This is a genomic window from Micromonospora sp. SD19 (assembly GCF_054462275.1).
Genome location: NZ_JBTLMN010000008.1, coordinates 229,712 through 251,362, shown reverse-complemented (window position 1 = coordinate 251,362; position 21,651 = coordinate 229,712). Strand labels below are relative to the sequence as shown.

Genomic DNA, 21,651 nt, shown 5'->3' with positions numbered 1-21,651 from the left:
GAGCGTGCATGGATACCGAAGCCGTGATCGAGGCTGCCGACGTGGTGGACGGCCGCCCGCCCGGCGCGGACCGCAAGGAACAGATCATCCGAATGGTCGCCCTGTTCGTGATGCCGTTCCTCATGGTCACCATGATGTTCGCGACCTACATGTCGACCATGCACTCACCGCACCCCCGGGACATGCCGGTCGCGGTCGTCGGCAGCGGCGCCACGGCGCAGGCCGTCGTCGACGGGCTCAACGCCGGTGACAGCACCGAAGCCACCCTGGTGGCCACCCGCGACGACGCCGTCGACCTGCTGCACGACCAGGACGCCGCCGGAGCGCTCGTCCTGCCCACCGACGGCGGTGCCAGCGCGACCATCCTCACCGCCTCGGCGGCCGGGGCCTCACAGAACGCCACCGTCCAGCAGTTGCTCGCGCCCGTGGCCGTCCAGAACAGCTGGCAGACCGCCACCGAGGACGTCGCGCCGCTACCCTCCGGTGACTCGGCCGGCATCGCGGTCCTGTTCGCCGCGATGGGCATGATGCTGGCCGGTTACGTGCCACTGAGCATCATGGTGATGGGCGTCCCCCACCTGCTGCGGCTGCGACGGTTCCTGCCCGTGCTGGCCGGCTGGTCCGCGCTCACCAGCTCGATCATCTGGCTCATCCTCGGGCCGGTCGTGGGTGCCGTCGAGGGCCACTACCTCACCTTCCTCGGCGTCGGCATGCTCGCCACCGCAGCCGTCGGCCTGGCCCAGCTGCTGCTCTCCAAACTGATCGGGCCCCTCGCGGTACTGCCCGGCATGCTGCTCTGGGTCGTGTTCGGCATGCCCGCGTCGAACCTGGCCCTCTCCGTTCACAACATGCCCGGTTTCTTCCAGTTCCTGCATGGCGTGCTGCCGCTCCCGGCGGCCGGTGAGGCGCTGCGCTCGGTCCTGTACTTCGACGGCAACGGCCTGGGCACCCACCTGATCGTCCTGGCCGTGTGGATCGTGGCCGCCCTCGCGCTCTGCCTGCTCAAGGAGCGCAGCGCGAGCGGCAACATGATCCCCGGCGTCCCCCCGATCACCGACCCCGACTCGAAGGCCCCCGCTCTGGCCGGCGGGCCGCCGCGCTCCAAGCGATTCCGGTACGTGGCCGCGGCCGGCTTCCCGCTTGCCATCCTCGTGGTCGTCGTGGGCGCCATGGGGTTCTCCATGCACAAACCGCAACCGCACGACATCCCGGTCGTCGTGGTCGCCGCCGCCCCCGGGCAGGCTCAGCAGACCGCCGCCGGTCTTAACGCACAGCTTGACGGCATCCTCGACGTCACAGTCGCCGACACCGTGGACGAAGCCACCGAGCAGATCCGCTCCCGCGACGTGGTCGCCGCCTTCGTCCTCCCGTCGGCACCGGACACTCCCGCGACGCTGTACTCGGCGTCCGCCGCCAACGCCAGCCAGCAGTCCGCGATCCGCGCGATCTTCCAGCCGATCACCGCAGCCCAGGGCCTCCCGCTCACGCTGACCGACGTGCAACCCCTGAGCGAGACCGACACCGGCGGCAGTAACAGCATGTACGTCGGCATGTCCTGGATCATGGCCGGCTTCCTGTTCCTGGCCGTCCTGCGCGGCGGTGCCCCGCACGTACGCCGCCTGCGCCAGTTCCTGCCGCTGCTGGGCGGTTGGGCGATCGGCATGTCCGTCTGGCTGTGGTTCCTCTTCGACGTCCTCATCGGCGCGATCAGCGGCAACGCCCTGGAGATGATCGCCTACGGCACCCTGACCATCTTCTCGGTCTCCCTGGCCACCGGAGTGCTCACCCGCACCGTCGGCCTGGCGGGAATCATCCCGATGATGGTGGTGCTCATGATGGCCGGCGTACCCGCCTCCGGAGGTGGCATGTCGGTGTACCTGGTGCCCGAGGTGTTCCGCCCTCTCCAGGACGTGCTGCCGCTGCCCGCCGCGGTCGACATCGCCCGATCGCTGCGGTACTTCGACGGCGTCGGCGTCGGACAGAACCTGCTGGTCATCGCCATCTGGGGCGCTGTCGGGCTGGTCCTGAACCTCGTGATCGACCGCTGGCTCAAGCGCCGCTCGGACTCCGGCGGCCCGGACGCGGGTACGACACCCGAGGCGCACCCGAGGTTGGTGCCGGCCGAGGCACACTGAGCGGCACCGAGGCCCACCGCCGATCCCTCGCGATCGGCGGTGGGCTGCTCCTTCTGGTCAGGCAGGGTCGTACTCGACGGCGACGTCGAGCACCCAGGTGACGCCGAACGGGTCGGTGAGCATGCCGTAGAGGGGAGCCCAGCCAGCGGGTGCGAGGTCGACCAGGACAGTCGAGCCCTCACTCAGCTTCTTCCAGTAGCCGGTGATCTCGTCGGCGTCGCCGCCCCGGACCGAGACGAAGAACGGGCTCTCTCCCTGGCTCCACGGCCGCGCCGACGGCACGTCGTACGCCATGATCTGGAAGCCCTCGGCGGACGTGACCTGACCCCACATGATCTGGTCGGCCTCGTCCGGGTTCTGCACGTTGTGGGCGTCGGCGTAGGTCACCGCTGCGAGGTCCCCGCCGAAGACGGACCGGTAGAAACCGAGGGCGGCCCGCGCGTTGCCGCGCAGGTTGATGTGCGCGACGGTGTTGATGCTCATTGCTGCTCCTCGTGTGACGTCGCCCGTGGCTGTTGCCCGGGCGTACCGCCGACGATGGCAGGGGTAGCGGTCAGGTTGTGACCGCTACCTGGAGCAGACTCGGATGCATGGCCACGACCTCCGCGAGACTGCTGTCGCTGCTCTCGCTCCTCCAGGCCCGACGTGACTGGCCGGGCGGCCTCCTGGCCGAGAGGCTGGACGTGAGCCCGCGAACGGTGCGACGCGATGTCGACCGGCTGCGCGAGCTCGGCTACCCGATCAGAGCCTTCAAGGGGCCGGACGGCGGGTACCGGCTCGACGCCGGCGCCCGACTGCCACCGCTGCTGTTCGACGACGAGCAGGCCGTCGCGATCGCTGTCGCACTCCAGGTGGCAGCCTTCTCCGGCGCGGACATCCAGGAGGGCGCGGCGCGAGCGCTGAACACCATGCGGCAGGTCATGCCCAGCCGACTGCGGCACCGCATCGACGCCCTCCAGGTCACCGCCGTCGGACAACCCGCCACCGGGTCGGACTCCCCGGTCGACCGCACCGTGCTGACAGCCCTCGGCGCGGCCGTCCACGCCCACGAGGTTCTGCGCTTCGACTACGGCTCGACGAGCGCCACCACCGACGCGCCGCCCCGCCGCGTGGAGCCCCACCACCTCGTCACCTGGAAGGGGCGCTGGTATCTCGTCGCCTGGGACCTCGACCGAGACGACTGGCGAACCTTCCGCTGTGACCGGGTCAGCCCGCGTACCCCGACCGGACCACGCTTCACCCCACGACAACTGCCCAGGGGAGACGTGGCCACGTACGTCACGGGCCGCTTCCGAGGTTCCACCGACACCTCGGCGTGGCCCTGCGTGGGGGAGGTCATCCTCGGCCTTCCCGCCGCCGTCGTCGCCGCGTACACCCGCGACGGGCTTGTCGAAGAACTCGGCCCCGACCGCTGCAAGCTCGTACAGGGCTCCTGGTCCTGGGTCGGCCTCGCCGCCGCGCTCGGCAGGTTCGACGCGGACATCGAGGTGATCGGGCCCGCAGAGCTCAAGGCCGCCTTCGGGGGACTCGCCCGCCGCTACGCCGACGCGGCCCGTCCGAGCTAGACGCTCGGCGGCCGTGCGCGTTGTGTCGTCGCGGCGGCGAAGACCCCACAGCTGGCGGTGATCAGCCCTGACGTACCCGGGCACGGATGAGGTGACGGACGCGCCGCTACCGCTGAGGTGACACTCGAAGCGGAGCGGTACGGGAGGGCGGAGCAGCGAACCGGAAGCGTGGAGCTGGCCGATGCGGTGCTTCCCCTGGTCAGGGGTGGCAGCTGCACCGACGCACGGGCTCACGTCCACCCAGGCGACCCGTTCCGGGCCTCGGCGAGCGGAAACGCAAAACCGGGCGCGTGGAGGCTGTGTGCCCCTGCGCCCGGCAGTTGTCGGGTAAAACTGTTTCCTGGTGCCCCCGGCAGGATTCGAACCTGCGCCCCCGCCTCCGGAGGGCGGTGCTCTATCCCCTGAGCTACGGGGGCTCAGCGACTGGAGAAGACTAGCAAACCTCTTCCGCGTACGCCGAATCGGTATCGGGTGAGCCGATCGTGTCGGCAACCGGCTCACCCGGTGCTCAGGCCGCCGCGATCGCCCGCCCGCAACTAGGCAGCGGGTGCAGGACGATCCGCCGGGGAAGCCGACGTGGCCACTCGTTGCGCGGCCAGGAGCCGTCCACGATCAGGTGCACGGTGCGCTGCTCCTCGCCGCTGAGCCGCAGCACGAAGTCGCGGGGAAGCGGCGGGTCCACCGTCGGCGTGGTGATCATGAAGCGCACCCGGCCACGGGACGAGACCGCGGAGATCACGTCCGCTGCCGGCATGGTGCCACGCAGTCGGACCCGCCCGATCCAGTACACCTCCGCGAGGTGCTCCTGAGCGGCCCGGGTGATCGCCGGGTAGTCACTGCGAACCCACCGCTCGACCGCGCTGACGCAGAGCCCGCAGGCGCGCTCGCGCGGCTCGCGCGGACCCAACCCCCAGGCCCGCAGGTACGCCCCGACCGCACCAGGGTCCAACGGCAGGTCGAAGCGCCGCTGGATGAGCGTGGTGAGGCTCTGTCGCGTCCACAGCTCCTCGTCCAGGCCGAACTCGTCGGGGTGGACGCCCCGCAGTGTGTCGATCAGCTCGAGTTCCTGTTCGCGGCTGAGCATTCCCGGCTCGCCCTGCCGCTGTCCGCGACGGACGGCTGCCACCGCCCCGTCACCACCGATGGTGTGGCGTCGGCACCAACTGGTGACCGAACGCCGTGCGTCTCTGAGTGCAACCCCCACGTCTTGGGCAACGAGCCCGAATCGCAACTGGTCACGATATGTGGGGAGAAAACTCTCTAAGCAACGTAATCGCCCGTGCCTCGCGATAGCCCCACAAGGGACAAAGAGTATCTTTTGGGGCGCAAGCCGCCGAGTGCGCGCCTTGATCGACTCGCGTTTCAGGAAGTCGTGGTGTCCCGCTCACGACGACACCCCAGTTTCCTGAAACCCGAGTCGATCATGGGCGGGGCTGGGCGTGGGTTGGGCGTGGGCAATGGGCCGGGTGCGTGGGCCGAGTACGGGCAGGTATGGGTGGTACGGGTCGGGCCCGCGTCCCGCCATCGTGTGGCGGAGACGCGGGCCCGGTGTGTGCCCGTGGGTCGGTCAGCCCTTGGCTGCCTGCGCCTGGAGTTGCCGGAGGTTGTTCAGTTCGGTCTGCTGGGTGGCCTTCATGGTGTTCGCCACCCGCAGCACCTCGTCGTTGTCGGTAGCGTCGAGCGCCGCGTCGATCATGTGGATGCCGCCCAGGTGGTGGTCGTACATCAGGGCCAGGAACTGCCGGTCGACATCGATGCCCTGAGCCTCGCGCAGGGCGGTCATCTGTTGCGGCGAGGCCATGCCGGGCATCAGACCGTCAGTGACGGTGGCACCGTCGGACATCCACGACATCGGCGGCTTCGACCCGGTCGGGCTGAGACCCCACTCGCGCAGCCAGGTCTGCATGGCGCCGATCTCGCCCTGCTGCCCGGTGGCGATGTCGACAGCGATCTGCCGCACCTCGGGGAGGGTCGCCGACCGGTACGCGATCAGGCTCATCTCCACCGCCTGCGCGTGGTGGGTGGTCATGTCCCGGGCGAAGCCCGCCTCGACCGAGGCGTCACCGGGTTGGGTGAGCCGCGGGGTGAGCAGGCCGCCCGCGTACCCGAGGAGGAGCCCCACCACCAGCATGACGGCGAGCGCCAGCACGCCGTAGCGCGACGCCGGGGCCCGGCCACCCTCGTCCGGGGTGGCCGGGATGTCGTCGTCGTGCTCGCTGTCGGTGGTCGCCGGAGCGGTCATTGCGGTCCTTACTGGGTGGGCTGCTGCTGAAGCTCACGCGGCGTGGTGCCGGTGGCGGTGATGCCGGTGTTGCAGAGCGCCGTCGGGCCCTCGACGGAGGCGTTCACCCGCAGGTCCTTGATGAACTCGTCGATCCGCGAGTCGTCGGCGTTGTCGACCTTGAGCTGGTAGCCCCAGGCCTGCAGCGAGATCGGCTTGTCCAGGCCCTCGTACGGGCTCATGAAGGTCTTCTCGACGCCGCGCACCTTGCCGGCGAGCTTGTCGACCTGGTCCTTCGGCAGGTCGGGGCGGTAGGTGATCCACACCGCGCCGTGCTCCAGGCTGTGCACCGCGTGCTCGTTGGCGATCGGGGCGTCGTACACGTCGCCCATGCAGTTCTGCCAGGCGGCGTTGTGCACCCCACCCACCGGAGGCGAGTAGTTCCAGGTCAGCGGACCCGACTTGTGCGACTCGTACTTCAGGCTGTCCGGGTCGGACTTGCGGATGTTGACGATGCCGTCGATGGCGTTGGCCCGCTTGTCCCACGGCTTGGAGCCCTGGAAGGTCGCCCAGGCGCCGTACCCGACGATCGCCACGAAGAGCACACCCACGGCGACGAAGAGCGCGATCGGACCCCAGGCGCGGCCCTGGCTCACCTTGACCGGGGTGACCGGCTTGCGCGGGCCCTTGCCGCCGGCCCGGGGAGAGCCTGCCGGCTTGCCCGTCGGCTTGCCGGAGCCGGCCTTGGCGCCGGACGCCGGCCGGCCTGCGGCCGGCTTCTTGCCGGTGCTGACCACGGTCGGGCGGCGCTCAGGGCCACCCGGGGTGCTGATGCTCATCGTGCCTCGTCAAGTCGGTCGGTCAGGGGAGTGGCGGGCCGGATGACGCGCAGGGGAGCCGCCGAGTGCCCGAGTCTACCCCCGATAACATGGATGGGTGACTCCTGCAGAACTAGCCTCGGTCGTCCTTGCCGCCGCCCACGCCGTCTTCGACCAGCGTGGCCTCGACCGCGCCGCGTTGCCGGCGAGCACGGTGGTGGAGCGACCGCGCAACCCCGAGCACGGCGACTACGCCTCGACGCTCGCGCTGCAGTTGAGCAAGAAGGTGGGCGTCCCGCCCCGGGAGTTGGCGACGGCCCTGGCCGACGAGCTGGGTCGGGCGGCGGGTGTGAAATCGGTGGAAATCGCCGGGCCGGGCTTCCTGAACATCCGGCTCGACGCCGCTGCCGCCGGTCAACTCGCGCGGATGATCGTCGAGGCCGGCTCGGAGTACGGCCACAGCGACCGGCTCGCCGGCGAGAAGATCAACCTGGAGTTCGTCTCGGCCAACCCGACCGGGCCGGTGCACATCGGCGGGGTCCGTTGGGCGGCCGTCGGTGACGCGCTGAGCCGGCTGCTGCGGGCCACCGGCGCGCAGGTCGGCACGGAGTACTACTTCAACGACGCCGGTTCGCAGATCGACCGGTTCGCCCGGTCGCTGCTCGCCGCGGCCAAGGGCGAGCCTGCTCCGGAGGACGGTTACGGCGGGGCGTACATCGCCGAGATCGCCAGCGAGGTGCAGGCCCGCCGGCCGGAGGCGCGCTCGCTCGACGACGACGCCGCCCAGGAGATCTTCCGGGTCGAGGGCGTCGCGCTGATGTTCGACGAGATCCGCAGCTCGCTGCGCGACTTCGGGGTGGAGTTCGACACCTACTTCAACGAGAAGGACCTGCACGACCGGGGTGAGTTGGACCTCGCCCTGGCCCGGCTGCGCCAGCAGGGGCACCTGTACGAGTCCGAGGGCGCCACCTGGCTCCGCACCACCGAATTCGGCGACGACAAGGACCGGGTACTGCGCAAGTCCAACGGCGAGTGGACGTACTTCGCCGCGGACTGCGCCTACTACCTGGACAAGCGCGAGCGCGGCTTCGAGCGGGTCGTGATCATGCTGGGTGCCGACCACCACGGCTACATCGGCCGGATGAAGGCGATGTCCGCCTGCTTCGGCGACGACCCGGAGCGCAACCTGGAGATTCTCATCGGGCAGCTGGTCAACCTGCTGCGCGACGGCGCCCCGATGCGGATGAGCAAGCGGGCCGGCACGGTGATCACCCTGGAGGACCTGGTCGAGGCGATCGGCGTGGACGCTGCCCGGTACGCGTTGGCCCGTTACTCCAGCGACTCGCCGATCGACATCGACATCGAGCTGTGGACCCGGGCGACCCGCGACAACCCGGTCTACTACGTGCAGTACGTGGCCGCCCGGACGGCGGGCGTGGCCCGCAACGCCGCCGAGGTGGGGCTGGTTCCGGGTGACGCCGAGGCGTTCCGCCCCGAGCTGCTCGACCACGAGAAGGAGAACGAGCTGCTCAAGGCGCTCGCCGAGTTCCCGGCGGTGGTGGCCACCGCCGCCGAGCTGCGCGAGCCGCACCGGGTGGCCCGCTACCTGGAGGAGAACGTCGCTGCCTCCTACCACCGGTTCTACGACAACTGCCGGGTGCTGCCGCTGGGCGACGAGGAGGTCACCGACCTGCACCGCGCCCGGCTCTGGCTCAACAACGCCACCCGCACGGTGATCGCCAACGGTCTGCACCTGCTCGGCGTCTCCGCCCCCGAGAGGATGTGACATGCGCGCTCATGAGGCTGGGGCGCTGCACGCGGACATCAGCAACCAGGGGCCGGCCTGGCTGCGTACCCCTGCCGACGTCAACGCCCTCGTGCCGGCGCTGTGGCCGCGGTCGGTGACGCGTGGCGCGGACGGCGCTGTCGCCGTCGCGGGCCTGAGCGTCCGCGACATCGCTGCCGAGTTCGGCACCCCGGTGTACGTCCTGGACGAGGCCGACCTGCGCTCGCGCTGCCGCGACTTCCGGGCGGCCTTCCCGACCGAGGACGTCTACTACGCCGGCAAGGCGTTCCTCTGCCGGGCGGTGGTCCGGATGATCGCCGAGGAGGGTCTGCACCTGGACGTCTGCACCGGCGGCGAGCTGGCCACCGCGCTGTCGGCCGGGATGCCGCCGGAGCGGATCGGCTTCCACGGCAACAACAAGTCGGTCGCCGAGCTGGGCCGGGCGCTGGACGCCGGGGTGGGCCGCATCATCGTCGACTCGTTCACCGAGATCGACCGGCTCACCGCGCTGGCCCGCGAGCGCGGGGTCCGGCCCCGGGTGCTGGTCCGTGTCACCGTGGGTGTCGAGGCGCACACCCACGAGTTCATCGCCACCGCCCACGAGGACCAGAAGTTCGGCTTCTCGCTGGCTGGCGGGGCCGCCGCCAACGCCGCGTTCAAGATCCTCGACGAGGGTGTGCTGGAGCTGCGCGGTCTGCACTCGCACATCGGCTCGCAGATCTTCGACGCCAGCGGCTTCGAGGTCTCGGCCCGTCGGGTGCTCGCCCTGCAGGCCCAGATCCGCGACGCGCGCGGGGTGGAGCTTCCCGAGCTGGACCTCGGCGGCGGGTTCGGCATCGCGTACACCACCCAGGACGACCCGGCGACACCGCAGGATCTGGCCAAGCGACTTCGCAAGATCGTCGATTCGGAGTGCGCGGTGGAGAACCTGGCAGTGCCGCACCTGTCGATCGAGCCGGGCCGGGCCATCGTCGGGCCGGCCGTGTTCACCCTCTACGAGGTCGGCACGGTCAAGGATCTCGACGGCCTCCGGACGTACGTCAGCGTCGACGGGGGGATGAGCGACAACATCCGCACCGCCCTGTACGACGCGTCCTACTCGGCGACGCTGGCCTCGCGCGCCTCGACCGCGCAGCCGTTGCTCGCCCGCGTGGTGGGAAAGCACTGTGAGTCCGGGGACATCGTGGTGAAGGATGAATTCCTGCCCGCCGACGTGCAGCCCGGAGATCTTGTCGCAGTGCCCGGCACCGGTGCGTACTGCCGAAGCATGGCCAGCAACTACAACCATGTGCCCCGGCCACCGGTGGTCGCGGTGCGCGACGGCCAGGCGCGCCTGATCGTCCGGCGGGAAACCGAAGAGGACCTGCTCGCATTGGATGTTGGATGACGTCACCTGTGCGCTTGGCGCTGCTCGGCTGTGGCACTGTCGGCCAGGAGGTGGTCCGGCTGCTGCACGAGCAGTCGGCCGACCTGGCCGCGCGGATCGGCGCTCCGCTGGAGATCGCCGGCATCGCCGTCCGCCGGCTCGGCCGCGACCGGGGTGACCTGCCGGTCGCCGAGGACCTGTTCACCACCGACGCGCTCGGCCTGATCAAGCGCGACGACGTCGACGTGGTGGTCGAGGTGGTCGGTGGCATCGAGCCGGCCCGCAGCTGGCTGGTCGAGGCGCTGCGCGCCGGCAAGAGCGTGGTCACCGCCAACAAGGCGCTGCTCGCCGAGGACGGGGTGGCCCTGCACGAGGCGGCCGCCGAGGGCGGCGGCGACCTCTACTACGAGGCGTCGGTGGCCGGGGCCATCCCGCTGCTGCGCCCGCTGCGCGAGTCGCTGCACGGCGACCGGATCAACCGGGTCACCGGCATCGTCAACGGCACCACCAACTTCATCCTCTCCGCGATGGACGCGACCGGCGCCGGCTTCGCCGAGGCCCTCGACGAGGCCACCGCGCTGGGGTACGCGGAGGCCGACCCGACCGCCGACGTGGAGGGCTTCGACGCGGCGGCGAAGGCGGCGATCCTCGCCTCGTTGGCGTTCCACACCCGGGTCGGCGCCGCCGACGTGCATCGCGAGGGCATCACCGAGGTGACCGCCGCGGACATGGCCAGCGCCCAGGCGATGGGCTGCACGATCAAGCTGCTCTGCATCGCGGCCCGGGGCGTGGACCCCACCGGCCGGGAGACGGTCAGCGTCCGGGTGCACCCGGCGATGATCCCCCGCAGCCACCCGCTGGCCAGCGTCGGTGACGCGTTCAACGCGGTCTTCGTGGAGGCGGACGCCGCCGGGCAGCTGATGTTCTACGGTCGGGGCGCCGGCGGGGCGCCCACCGCCAGCGCGGTGCTCGGCGACGTGGTCGCGGTGTCCCGTAACCGGCTCGCCGGGGTGCGCGCGGCCAGCGAGAGCGCGTACGCGGACCTGGCGGTCCGGCCGATGGGTGAGGCGTTGACCCGCTACCACGTGAGCCTCGACGTGGCCGACCGCCCGGGTGTGCTGGCGTCGGTGGCGAGCGTGTTCGCCCGGCACGACGTGTCGATCGCGACGGTGCGGCAGGGCTCGGCCGGCGGACCGGCGGGCCGCGACGGCGACGCCGAGCTGGTCATCGTCACGCATGTGGCCCCGGACGCCGCGCTCGCGGCGACCGTCGGCGAGCTGCGCGGGCTGGACATTGTCCGGTCGGTGACCAGTGTGCTGCGGGTCGAGGGCGACGCCTGAGTCGTTGCATCATCGACGGCACGGCTCGCGCGTCCCGTCAGGTGGGTACGCCGGGGTGTGCCATCGACCGCTCCGGCAGGCTGGTCCAAGGTGGCCGTGACGCTCGGGTGGGCGCGGCGGTAGAGGCGAGGAGAAACGACATGTGGCGGGGTCTGATCGAGGCGTACCGGGATCGGCTGCCGGTCACCGCGGCCACGCCGGTCGTCACGCTGCACGAGGGGAACACCCCGTTGTTGCCGGCGCCGGTGCTGTCCGCCCGGCTCGGTTGCGACGTGTACCTGAAGGTGGAGGGTGCCAACCCGACCGGCTCCTTCAAGGACCGGGGGATGACCCTCGCGGTGTCCAAGGCGGTCGAGGCCGGCAACAAGGCCATCATCTGCGCCTCCACTGGCAACACCAGCGCCTCCGCCGCGGCGTACGCGGCTCGGGCCGGGTTGACCTGTGCCGTGCTGGTGCCGCAGGGCAAGATCGCGTTGGGCAAGTTGGCCCAGGCGCTGGTGCACGGCGCGAAGCTGTTGCAGGTCAACGGCAACTTCGACGACTGCCTCGCGACGGCCGCCAAGCTCGCCCAGGACTACCCGGTCGCGTTGGTCAACTCGGTCAACATCGACCGTCTGCACGGGCAGAAGACCGCCGCCTTCGAGATCGTCGAGGCGCTCGGTGACGCGCCCGACATCCACTGCCTGCCGGTCGGCAACGCCGGCAACATCTCCGCGTACTGGATGGGATATTCGGAGGAGACGGCGGCCGGTGCCACCACCCGGACGCCGAAGATGTACGGGTTCCAGGCCGCCGGGGCGGCCCCGATCGTGACCGGCCAGGTGGTGCCGGAGCCGTCGACGATCGCCACCGCGATCCGGATCGGCAACCCGGCGAGCTGGACCAAGGCGTTGGATGCCCGGGACGCCTCCGGTGGCCTGATCGCGTCGGTGACCGACCGCGAGATCCTGTCCGCGTACCGCCTGCTCGCCCGCGAGGTGGGGGTCTTCGTCGAGCTGGGCAGCGCGGCCAGCGTGGCCGGTCTGCTCCAGCAGGGTGCGGCGGGCGCGGTGCCGCCCGGTTCCACTGTCGTGTGCACGGTGACCGGTCACGGGTTGAAGGACCCGGAATGGGCGATTTCCACCGCACCGGCGCCGGTGACCATCGGGAACGACCCGCTGGCGGCGGCTCGCGCCCTCGACCTCGCCTGAGCGCGCCACCGTCCTGGTGGTGATCGACGGCGGGCGGGCGGCCCGGGGGCGGCGGGGGTCGAGGTAGGCGAGTCCGGCACACTTTCGGGTATCCCCGCCCGCATTCTCGTTCAGGAGTGAGCCAGGCCGATGTCGCTGCTCGCCAGATTCAGCCTCGCCAACCGAGGGCTGATCGCCCTCATCGCGGTGGTGACCACGGTGTTCGGAGCGTTCGCCGTGCCGTCGCTGAAGCAGCAACTGCTGCCGTCGCTCGAGTTCCCGGCCGCGTTCATCGTGGCCCCCTACCCCGGCGCCGGCCCCGAGATCGTCGAGTCCCAGGTGACCGAGCCGATCGAGAACGCCCTGCAGGGCATCCCCGGGCTGGACAAGATCACCTCCACGTCCCGTGAGGGGGCGGCCACCGTCCAGGTGATGTACGAGTTCGGCACCGACCTGGACGACGTGGTCAACAAGATGCAGACCGCGTTGAGCCGTATCGACGCCCAGCTGCCGGAGGGCGTGGACCCGCAGGTCATCGCGGGTAGCACCGACGACCTCCCGGCGGTGGTGCTGGCCGCGGCCGGCACCGGGGACGAGCGGGCGCTCGCCGAGAAGCTGCGCGCCACAGTGGTGCCGGAGCTGGAGGGCATCGAGGGGGTACGCACCGTCGAGGTGACCGGCGACCGGGACGACGTGGTGGTGGTCACCCCGGACCCGGCGAAGCTGGCCGCCGCGAAGATCCAACCGACGGCGATCGGCGCGGCGTTGAAGACCAACGGCGTGGCGGTGCCGGCCGGCGCGGTGACCGACGGCACGCTGGCCCTCCCGGTGCAGGTCGGTACGCCGATCGCCACCCTGGAGGAGCTGCGCGGCATCGTGGTCGCCCCGGCTGCGGCACCGGTCCGACTCGGTGACGTCGCGACCGTCGAGCAGCAGCTCGCTCCGGCCACCGCGATCACCCGTACCAACGGGAAGGACAGCCTCGGTGTCGCGGTCACCGCGGCCCCGGACGGCAACGCCGTGCAGATCTCGCACGAGATCCGTGACCGGCTCGACGACCTGAAGGACGCCTCCGGCGCGGAGCTGACGGTGGTCTTCGACCAGGCGCCGTTCGTCGAGAAGTCGATCGAGTCGCTGACCACCGAGGGCCTGTTGGGCCTGGTGATGGCGGTCATCGTCATCCTGGTCTTCCTGCTGTCGGTGCGCTCGACGGTGGTCACCGCGGTCTCCATCCCGCTCTCCGTGCTGGTGGCGCTGATCGCCCTGTGGATCGGTGACTACTCGCTCAACCTGCTCACCCTCGGCGCGTTGACAATCGCTGTCGGTCGGGTGGTAGACGACTCGATCGTGGTGTTGGAGAACATCAAACGACACCTGGAGTACGGCGAGGAGAAGCGGCACGCCATCATCACCGGGGTCCGGGAGGTGGCCGGTGCGGTGACCGCGTCCACCCTCACCACGGTGGCGGTGTTCGCGCCCATCGCGCTGGTCGGCGGGTTCGTGGGCCAGCTCTTCGCGCCGTTCGCGATCACCGTGACGGTGGCCCTGGTCGCCTCGCTGCTGGTATCGCTGACCGTGATCCCGGTCCTCGCGTACTGGTTCCTCAAGCCGCCCAGCGGCACCGCCGACGACGAGGCGGTACGGCGCGGCGCGGAGGAGAAGGAGCTGCGCAACCCGTTGCAGCGGGGCTACCTGCCGGTGATCGGCTTCGCCACCCGCAAGCGGTCCACCCGCTGGATCACCGTCGGGCTCGGCCTGCTGGTGCTCTTCGGCACCTTCGGCCTGTCGCAGAAGTTGGAGACCAACTTCCTGGACGACTCCGGCCAGGACACCCTCAACATGAGCCAGGAGCTGCCGGCCGGCAGCGGTCTGGCGGCCACCGACGCGGCGGCCAAGCAGATCGAGTCGGTGCTGTCCCGCACCAAGGGCGTCAAGACGTACCAGGTGACCGCCGGCGGCGGGGACAACCCGTTCGGGGGTGGCGGCAACAACGTCGCCAACTGGTCGTTGGCGCTCGACGGTGACACCGACGCGAAGCAGATGCGTGAGGTGCTGCGCGAGGAGTTCGACAAGCTCGGCAGCGGGCTGGGCGAGATCAGCTTCGGTGGCGGGCAGGAGGCGTCGACCAGCCAGCTGGAGGTGATCGTCCAGGCCAGCGACCCGGAGGTGCTGGCCCGGGCCGCCGAGGAGGCCCGCACGGCGATGGCCGGGGTGCCGGACGTCGAGGACGTCACCACCAGCCTGGCCGCGCAGGTGCCGCGAGTCGACGTGACGGTCGACCGGGTCGCCGCCGGTCGGGTCGGGCTCACCGAGGCCGCCGTGGGGCAGTTGGTGTCGCAGGCGTTCCGGGGAGCGCCGCTGGGGCAGGTCACGCTCGACGGCCGGCAGCAGAACGTGGTGCTGCGGCTGGGCACGCAGCCGCCGACGACGGTGGAGGCGCTGCGGGCGCTGCCGGTGGGTCCGGTCACCTTGGGCGACATCGCGAAGGTCACCCAGGGCGAGGGGCCGCAGCAGGTCAGTCGGATCGACGGTGAGCGCAGCGTGTCGGTGACCGGCTCGGCGACCGGCTCGAACCTGGGCGCGACCAGCACTGAGTTGCAGAAGCGGTTGGACAGCATCAACGTGCCGGGTGCGAGCTTCACCATCGGTGGTGTCAGCGCGGATCAGGCGGACGCCTTCGCGGACCTGGGCCTGGCGGTGCTGGCCGCGATCGCGATCGTCTTCCTGATCATGGTGGCGACGTTCCGCAGCCTGACCCAGTCGCTGATCCTGCTGATCTCCATCCCGTTCGCGGCGACCGGTGCGATCGGCCTGCTGTTGGTCACCGGAACGCCGCTCGGCGTGCCGGCGCTGATCGGTGTGCTGATGCTGGTCGGCATCGTGGTGACCAACGCGATCGTGTTGCTCGACCTGATCAACCAGTACCGGGCGCAGGGCATGGGGGTTCAGGAGGCGGTGGTCGAAGGTGGCCGTCGCCGGCTGCGCCCGATCCTGATGACGGCGGTGGCGACCATCTTCGCGCTGCTGCCGATGGCGCTCGGGTTGACCGGTGAGGGCGGCTTCATCTCCCAGCCGCTGGCGGTCGTGGTGATCGGTGGTCTGCTCAGCTCGACGTTGCTCACGCTGATCCTGGTGCCGACGCTGTACACGATGGTGGAGCACACCAAGGAGTCGCTGCGCGCTCGGCGCGCACGGCGGCGCTCCGGGGGGTCGGCGGTGACCACCGTGGAGGCGGACGAGTCGCCAGCCCCGAACCAGGTCGCGGTGCCGAGCGGCGCGCCCGCGCCGGCCCCGGCCACGGCCACGGCCACCGCCGAAGGTGCGCAGCTGGCCGGGCGACCGGCGCCGTCGGCCGCGCTGGTGGAGGGCACGGACCAGTTCGAGGTGCTGCGGCTGCCCCGTAGCCGCACCTCGCCGCTGCCCCCGGCGGAGCCGACCGAGTAGGTCGCAGCGAGGTTCGGAACGCCCCCGGTGGATTTCTGCCGGGGGCGTTCCAGTTGTTTGAGCCGAAACACTCCGACCCGACCGCTCCGCACTTTGTGTAACTTCTTGCATACTCCTCGTAGATGGATGGGGGTGTGGGTGGAGCGGGGCGGGCGGATGGCCGAGGACGCGCGCGGGTGGGGGCGACGCGACCTGCTGCGCCGTGGCCTGCTGGTGGTGAGCGGTGTGGCCGTCGGCGCGGGGACGTCCGAGGCGTGGTGGAGCGGCCATCGCAAACTGCCGATCGCCGGTGGCCCCGCCAGCGCCACCCTCGGCAACGGTCAGCAGGATGTCGGCTCCGGCGCGCTGGAGGTCATCTGGTCGGCACCGACCAACCAGCGCCTGGTGGCGCTCACCTTCGACGACGGCCCCGCACCACAGTGGACTCCGATGGTGCTCGACACCCTGGCCGAGCACCGGGTTCCGGCCACCTTCTTCATGGTCGGGGCGCAGGTCCATCGGCACGCCGACGTCGTCCGCGACCGGCTCGACGGGCACGAGGTGGGCAACCACAGCTGGCAGCACCGGGACCTGGCCGAACTGGACGCCGACGAGGCGTACGACGACCTGCGCCGCAGCCACGACGTGATCGCCGAGCTGACCGGGTCGCCGCCGGTGCTGCTCCGTCCGCCGTACGGCCACCTGGGCGGTGCGGTGCTGCACGCGGCGGCCCGACTGGACTACCGACTGGTGCTCTGGTCGCTGCAGATGGTGGAGCGTGAGTTCCCCGACGATCCGGCTGGCCACGCCCGGCGGATCGTGGCGGGCGTCCGGCCGGGAACGATCGTGCTCGGCCACGACGTGGGGGCGCGGCGGCGGCTTGTCGCACTGCGGGGCCTGACCGACATGATCAACGGGTTACGGTCGCGCGGCTACACCTTCGTCACGGTCTCGGCGCTGCTGGGAGCGGGTGTCGCGCCGCCACCGACCAGGTAGGGTCGCGCTCCGTGGCGTCCACCCTCTCCGTTCTGACCGGCAATCGGAGCTTCCGCAACCTCTTCCTCGCCGAGTTGGTGGTCTTCGGCGCCGACTGGTTCGTCATGGTGCCGCTGTTGGTGCTGCTGCCGCAGCTGACCGGCAGCGGCGTCTGGGGCGCGCTGGTGTTGGCGGTGGACACCGGCATCGTGGCGCTGCTGCTGCCGTACACCGGCACGATCGCCGACCGCTTCGACCGCCGGAAGATCATGATCGCCGCGAACGTGGCGGCGCTGGCGGGCGTGCTGCTGCTGCTCGGCGTGCGCACCGCGGCAACGGCGTGGCTGGCGCTGGTGGCGATCGGCGCGGTGGCGGTGGCCAAGGCGTTCTACTCGCCGGCGGCCCAGGCCGCGCTGCCCAACGTGCTGGAGCCGCACGAACTCGCCGCCGGCAACGCCGTCGCCGGCTCGGCCTGGGGCACCATGACCGTGGTCGGTGCCTCGCTCGGCGGCGTGCTGAGCACCGCTGCCGGCCCGTACGTCTGCTTCTGGGTGGCGGCGGCGGGCCTGGCGGTCGCCGCGGCCCTCGCCACCCGGATCCGCCGGCCGCTGCAGGTGCCCCGGGACGCCGACCAACCGCCCCAGCGGACCTGGTCCGCCGTCCGCGAGGCACTCGGCTACATCGGTCACCGCCCCCGGGTGCTGGCGCTGGTCACCGTGAAGTCGGCGGTGGGCCTGGGCAACGGCGTGCTGACCGTGTTCCCGCTGTTGGCCGGTGTCTACGGTGTCGGCCCGCTCGGCGCCGGCCTGCTCTTCGCGGTACGCGGCGCGGGAGCGTTGGTGGGGCCGATCCTGATGCGCCGGGTGCTGACCAACCGGGCCTGGCTGCTGCCCGGGCTGGCGTTGTCCATGTCGCTGTACGGCCTGTCCTACCTGGGCACCTCCGTCGTGCGCTGGTTTCCGTTGGTGCTGTTGCTGGTCTTCGTGGCGCACTTCGCGGGTGGCAGTAACTGGGTGATGTCGAACTTCGCTCTGCAGGGCGAGGTCCCGGACCGGCTGCGGGGCCGCGTCTTCGCCACCGACATGATGCTGGCGACGTTGGCGATCTCGGTGAGCCAACTGGCGGTGGCCCTGGTGGTGGACGTGGTCGACGAACGGGTGGTGCTCGCCGGCTGCGGTCTGATCACCCTCGTGTACGCGGTCGGTTGGCGGATCGCCACCCGCCGGCTCTCGCTCACCGATCCGGCCGCCGAGCCGGTCCCGGACCCGGCCGGCTGAGCTCGGCGATCCCAGGCAGCGGGCGCGGGCCCGGTTCGTCGGTCCCGGGCCCTAGCATGAGCGCGTGCCGACGAACTTCACCGCCGAGTCGGTCCGGGTCCGCGTCCCGGCGACCAGCGCCAACCTGGGCCCGGGCTTCGACGCGCTGGGCCTCGCCCTCGGGCTCTACGACGACCTGGCCGCCGAGGTCGCGCCGAGCGGTGTCCGGGTGACAGTGACCGGGCAGGGCGCCGGTGAGCTGCCCGACGACGACAGACACCTGGTGGTGCGGGCCATGCGCGCCGCGTTCGACGTGCTGGGGGCCCAACCCGGCGGGCTGAGCGTGCAGTGCGTCAACCGGATCCCGCAGGCGCGTGGGCTGGGCTCCTCGTCCGCCGCGATCGTCGCCGGTGTGCTGCTGGCCCGGGCCCTCGTCGTCGACGGGGAGCACCGCCTCGACGACGCCGGCACGCTGCGGCTGGCCGCCGAGATCGAGGGTCACCCCGACAACGTGGCACCGTGCCTGCTCGGCGGTTTCACGGTGGCCTGGTCCGAGCCGGGCGGTGCCCGGGCGGTGTCCCTGCCGGTCGCCGACGCGGTGCGGCCCACTGTTTTCGTCCCGGCGGAACGCGGACTGACAGCGACCGCGCGGGCGGCCCTGCCGGCCACCGTGCCGCATGGTGACGCCGCGTTGACGGCAGGGCGGGCGGCCCTGCTGGTGCACGCGCTCACCACGGACCCGGCCCTGCTGCTGCCGGCCACCGTCGACCGGCTCCACCAGGACTATCGCGCAGCCGGGATGCAGGGCACGTCTTCGCTGGTCAACGCGTTGCGCGCGGCGGGTGTGGCAGCTGTGGTCAGTGGGGCGGGGCCGACTGTCCTGGCGCTCAGCGAGCCGCCAGCGGACTTCCCGCTGGGAACAGACTGGGAGATCTGGCAGTTACCGATAGACGTCAGCGGCGCGCGGGTCGCCCGGGGTACACTTGGACACGCCGAGCGGGACCCTGTTGCCGCAGGTCGGAAGAGTTGATTACGCTCTAGACCTAGCACAGCCGCGAAGCACGCGATCTCCTGCGGGGCGGCGCACCCCCGAAGCTCTCGGCGGTCAGCCCGTCTACCCCTGCCCAAGGCCCACGCCGCGCCGCAGTTTCCACAGGTCGCCGCAGACGGCGAGACCTGCTCACCGACGTTGGTGAGTCGGGATACCGACCGGCTGCTGTGTCACAGACTCCCGCGACGCGTCCTTGCGAGGCGGGTGCACCGAGGCCGCCCGGCCACCTGAGTTCCGACTCCGGGCAGTCCCGGCCTATCGAGGGAAGGAATCCATTGAGCGACACCACCGACGTGACGTCGGATGTTTCCAACGTCGCTGGCGATGCCACCGCCGCCGCTCCCGCCCGTCGTCGGCGTAGCGGCACCGGTCTGTCGGCGATGCTGCTGCCAGAGCTGCAGAGCCTGGCTGCGTCGCTCGGCATCTCCGGCACGGCTCGCATGCGCAAGGGCGAGCTGATCGCCGCGATTTCCGAGCGGCAGGGCGGCAACGCCGCCGGGACCCCTCGACCACGGGCCGAGGTCGCGGCCGCAGCCGCGCCGACCCGTGAGGGGGTGCGGGCCGAGGTGCGGGAGACCGCCGACCGGCCGGCAGCCGAGGGTCGACGCGGTGCCGAAGAGGCGCCGGCCGAGCCGGCCGCCGAGACCGAGGGCCGTAGTCGCACCCGGCGCAGCCGGACCGCGGCGGCGGAGGCCCGTGCCACCGAGGCGCGCCCCGCCGAGGCGCGGGCGACCGAGGCACGTCCCGCTGAGGCGCGGGCGACCGAGGCGCGGGCGACCGAAACCCGTGGCGACGAGGCGGAAGCCGGCGAGCGTGCCGACCGCGGCGAGACCCGTCGCGACCGGGCCGAGCGTCCGGAGCGCGGTGAGCGTGCCGAGCGCGGTGAGCGTGCCGAGCGCGGTGAGCGTGCCGACCGGGGCGAGCGTGCCGACCGGGGCGAGCGTGCCGAGCGTGCCGAGCGCGGTGAGCGTGTCGACCGGGGCGAGCGTGTCGACCGGGGCGAGCGGGCCGACCGGGGCGAGCGCAACGACCGGAGCGAGCGGGCCGAGCGTACCGACCGGGGCGAGCGCAACGATCGTGGTGAGCGTGCCGACCGGGGTGAGCGGGCCGAGCGCAACGACCGCCAAGACCGCGGTGACCGCAACGACCGCAACGACCGTGGTCAGCGGGCCGAGCGGGACAGCGACGACGACGACGGCGAGGGCGGCGGCCGGCGCGGCCGGCGCAGTCGTTTCCGGGACCGTCGCCGCGGGCGCGGCGAGCGCGCCGAGACCGGTGCCGACACCGGCGGGCGTGAGCCGCAGGTCAGCGAGGACGACGTGCTCGTCCCGGTGGCCGGCATCATCGACGTGCTCGACAACTACGCCTTCGTGCGGACGACCGGTTACCTGGCCGGCCCGAACGACGTGTACGTCTCGATGTCCCAGATCAAGAAGTACGGCCTGCGCCGTGGTGACGCGATCACCGGTGCGGTGCGGGCGGCCCGTGAGGGTGGCAACAGCGGTGACCAGCGGCGCGACAAGTACAACCCGCTGATGCGGCTGGACACGATCAACGGGATGGAGCCGGAGGAGGCGCGGCGTCGTCCGGAGTTCTACAAGCTCACTCCGCTCTACCCGCAGGAGCGCCTGCGGTTGGAGACCGAGCCGCACATCCTGACCACCCGGGTCATCGACCTGGTCATGCCGATCGGCAAGGGCCAGCGGGCACTCATCCAGTCTCCGCCCAAGGCGGGTAAGACGATGGTGCTGCAGGCGATCGCGAACGCGATCACCCGCAACAACCCGGAGTGCCACCTGATGGTGGTGCTGGTCGACGAGCGGCCCGAAGAGGTCACCGACATGCAGCGGTCGATCAAGGGCGAGGTCATCGCGGCCACGTTCGACCGTCCGCCGCAGGACCACACCACGGTGGCGGAGCTGGCCATCGAGCGGGCCAAGCGCCTCGTCGAGCTGGGGCACGACGTCGTCGTGCTGCTCGACTCGGTGACCCGGCTCGGTCGGTCGTACAACCTGGCGGCACCGGCCAGCGGCCGGATCATGTCGGGTGGTATCGACTCCACCGCGCTGTACCCGCCGAAGCGCTTCCTCGGCGCGGCCCGCAACATCGAGAACGGCGGGTCGCTGACCATCATCGCCACGGCGCTGGTGGAGACCGGTTCCATGGCGGACACGGTCATCTTCGAGGAGTTCAAGGGCACGGGCAACGCCGAGTTGAAGCTGGACCGGAAGATCGCCGACAAGCGGACCTTCCCGGCCATCGACATCAACCCGTCCGGTACGCGTAAGGAAGAGGTCCTGCTCGCACCGGAAGAGCTGGCCATCATCCACAAGCTCCGGAAGGTGCTGCACTCGCTGGATTCGCAGGCGGCGATGGATCTCCTGCTGGACCGGCTCAAGCAGTCCCGCACGAACATCGAGTTCCTGATGCAGATCGCGAAGTCGACGCCGGGGGAGTGATCCTCCTGCGCTGACCGACGAAGGGGCACGGCCGTTGTGGTCGTGCCCCTTCGTCATGTCCCCAGCCCGATCCCCCCGATGATGTCA

15 protein-coding genes and 1 tRNA gene are annotated in these 21,651 nt (G+C 71.2%); 11 read left to right on the top strand and 5 right to left on the bottom strand.

Features of this window, described 5'->3' with window-relative positions:
- Positions 1-8 precede the first annotated feature (8 nt).
- Positions 9-2,135: an ABC transporter permease gene (locus ACX27O_RS24740; protein WP_458940117.1), complete on the top strand. Its 2,127-nt coding sequence runs from the start codon at positions 9-11 to the stop codon at positions 2,133-2,135.
- 57 nt (positions 2,136-2,192) lie between these two features.
- Here ACX27O_RS24740 and ACX27O_RS24735 read toward each other — a convergent pair whose 3' ends face one another.
- Entirely contained in the window at positions 2,193-2,618 is a 426-nt protein-coding gene (locus tag ACX27O_RS24735) for a VOC family protein (RefSeq protein ID WP_458940116.1), read from the bottom strand.
- Positions 2,619-2,725: 107 nt separating this feature from the next.
- Here ACX27O_RS24735 and ACX27O_RS24730 point away from each other — a divergent pair, with 107 nt between their 5' ends.
- Positions 2,726-3,700 carry a helix-turn-helix transcriptional regulator gene (locus ACX27O_RS24730; protein WP_458940115.1) on the top strand — a complete coding sequence of 325 codons (975 nt, stop codon included), beginning with the start codon at positions 2,726-2,728 and terminating at the stop codon, positions 3,698-3,700.
- Between the two features lie 341 nt (positions 3,701-4,041).
- Here ACX27O_RS24730 and ACX27O_RS24725 read toward each other — a convergent pair.
- The 4 genes from ACX27O_RS24725 to ACX27O_RS24710 form a co-directional block, all read right to left on the bottom strand.
- Positions 4,042-4,116 (bottom strand) — tRNA-Arg (locus ACX27O_RS24725).
- A gap of 92 nt (positions 4,117-4,208) precedes the next feature.
- Positions 4,209-4,904, bottom strand: coding sequence for a winged helix-turn-helix domain-containing protein (locus ACX27O_RS24720; RefSeq protein ID WP_030333124.1), 696 nt, complete (start codon positions 4,902-4,904; stop codon positions 4,209-4,211).
- 363 nt (positions 4,905-5,267) lie between these two features.
- Entirely contained in the window at positions 5,268-5,942 is a 675-nt protein-coding gene (locus ACX27O_RS24715) for a DUF305 domain-containing protein (protein WP_458940114.1), read from the bottom strand.
- An 8-nt stretch (positions 5,943-5,950) separates the two neighbouring features.
- On the bottom strand, positions 5,951-6,760 hold the full coding sequence (locus tag ACX27O_RS24710) for a DUF3105 domain-containing protein (RefSeq protein ID WP_030333127.1): 810 nt from the start codon (positions 6,758-6,760) through the stop codon (positions 5,951-5,953).
- 97 nt (positions 6,761-6,857) lie between these two features.
- On the opposite strand from ACX27O_RS24710, the gene argS reads away from it, so the two are divergent.
- The 9 genes from argS to rho all read left to right on the top strand — a co-directional run bounded on the left by argS (position 6,858) and on the right by rho (position 21,564).
- Positions 6,858-8,525 (top strand): arginine--tRNA ligase, encoded by a 1,668-nt coding sequence (argS, locus tag ACX27O_RS24705; RefSeq protein WP_030333129.1) that lies wholly within the window; start codon positions 6,858-6,860, stop codon positions 8,523-8,525.
- A gap of 1 nt (position 8,526) precedes the next feature.
- Positions 8,527-9,912 (top strand): diaminopimelate decarboxylase, encoded by a 1,386-nt coding sequence (lysA, locus tag ACX27O_RS24700; protein WP_210858010.1) that lies wholly within the window; start codon positions 8,527-8,529, stop codon positions 9,910-9,912.
- Positions 9,913-9,920: 8 nt separating this feature from the next.
- Entirely contained in the window at positions 9,921-11,231 is a 1,311-nt protein-coding gene (locus tag ACX27O_RS24695) for a homoserine dehydrogenase (RefSeq protein WP_030333133.1), read from the top strand.
- Positions 11,232-11,371: 140 nt separating this feature from the next.
- A complete protein-coding gene (thrC, locus tag ACX27O_RS24690; RefSeq protein ID WP_030333136.1) occupies positions 11,372-12,421 on the top strand; it encodes a threonine synthase in 1,050 nt (349 codons plus the stop codon).
- Between the two features lie 129 nt (positions 12,422-12,550).
- Positions 12,551-15,844, top strand: a complete 3,294-nt coding sequence (locus ACX27O_RS24685; RefSeq protein WP_458940113.1) for an efflux RND transporter permease subunit — start codon at positions 12,551-12,553, stop codon at positions 15,842-15,844.
- Between the two features lie 126 nt (positions 15,845-15,970).
- On the top strand, positions 15,971-16,819 hold the full coding sequence (locus ACX27O_RS24680) for a polysaccharide deacetylase family protein (protein WP_458940112.1): 849 nt from the start codon (positions 15,971-15,973) through the stop codon (positions 16,817-16,819).
- 11 nt (positions 16,820-16,830) lie between these two features.
- Positions 16,831-18,075, top strand: coding sequence for an MFS transporter (locus ACX27O_RS24675; protein WP_458940111.1), 1,245 nt, complete (start codon positions 16,831-16,833; stop codon positions 18,073-18,075).
- A gap of 64 nt (positions 18,076-18,139) precedes the next feature.
- Positions 18,140-19,084, top strand: coding sequence for a homoserine kinase (gene thrB / locus ACX27O_RS24670; RefSeq protein ID WP_030333142.1), 945 nt, complete (start codon positions 18,140-18,142; stop codon positions 19,082-19,084).
- Positions 19,085-19,380: 296 nt separating this feature from the next.
- Positions 19,381-21,564 carry a transcription termination factor Rho gene (rho, locus tag ACX27O_RS24665; protein ID WP_458940110.1) on the top strand — a complete coding sequence of 728 codons (2,184 nt, stop codon included), beginning with the start codon at positions 19,381-19,383 and terminating at the stop codon, positions 21,562-21,564.
- The last annotated feature ends 87 nt before the right edge of the window (positions 21,565-21,651 follow it).

Excerpts from the sequence above, each read along its gene's own strand:
- ACX27O_RS24710 (WP_030333127.1), bottom strand. The coding sequence starts at position 6,760 with ATGAGCATCAGCACCCCGGGTGGCCCTGAGCGCCGCCCGACCGTGGTC.
- ACX27O_RS24680 (WP_458940112.1), top strand. The coding sequence starts at position 15,971 with ATGGGGGTGTGGGTGGAGCGGGGCGGGCGGATGGCCGAGGACGCGCGC.
- ACX27O_RS24730 (WP_458940115.1), top strand. The coding sequence starts at position 2,726 with ATGGCCACGACCTCCGCGAGACTGCTGTCGCTGCTCTCGCTCCTCCAG.
- ACX27O_RS24715 (WP_458940114.1), bottom strand. The coding sequence starts at position 5,942 with ATGACCGCTCCGGCGACCACCGACAGCGAGCACGACGACGACATCCCG.
- thrC (WP_030333136.1), top strand. The coding sequence starts at position 11,372 with ATGTGGCGGGGTCTGATCGAGGCGTACCGGGATCGGCTGCCGGTCACC.
- lysA (WP_210858010.1), top strand. The coding sequence starts at position 8,527 with ATGCGCGCTCATGAGGCTGGGGCGCTGCACGCGGACATCAGCAACCAG.
- ACX27O_RS24735 (WP_458940116.1), bottom strand. The coding sequence starts at position 2,618 with ATGAGCATCAACACCGTCGCGCACATCAACCTGCGCGGCAACGCGCGG.
- ACX27O_RS24685 (WP_458940113.1), top strand. The coding sequence starts at position 12,551 with ATGTCGCTGCTCGCCAGATTCAGCCTCGCCAACCGAGGGCTGATCGCC.
- ACX27O_RS24740 (WP_458940117.1), top strand. The coding sequence starts at position 9 with ATGGATACCGAAGCCGTGATCGAGGCTGCCGACGTGGTGGACGGCCGC.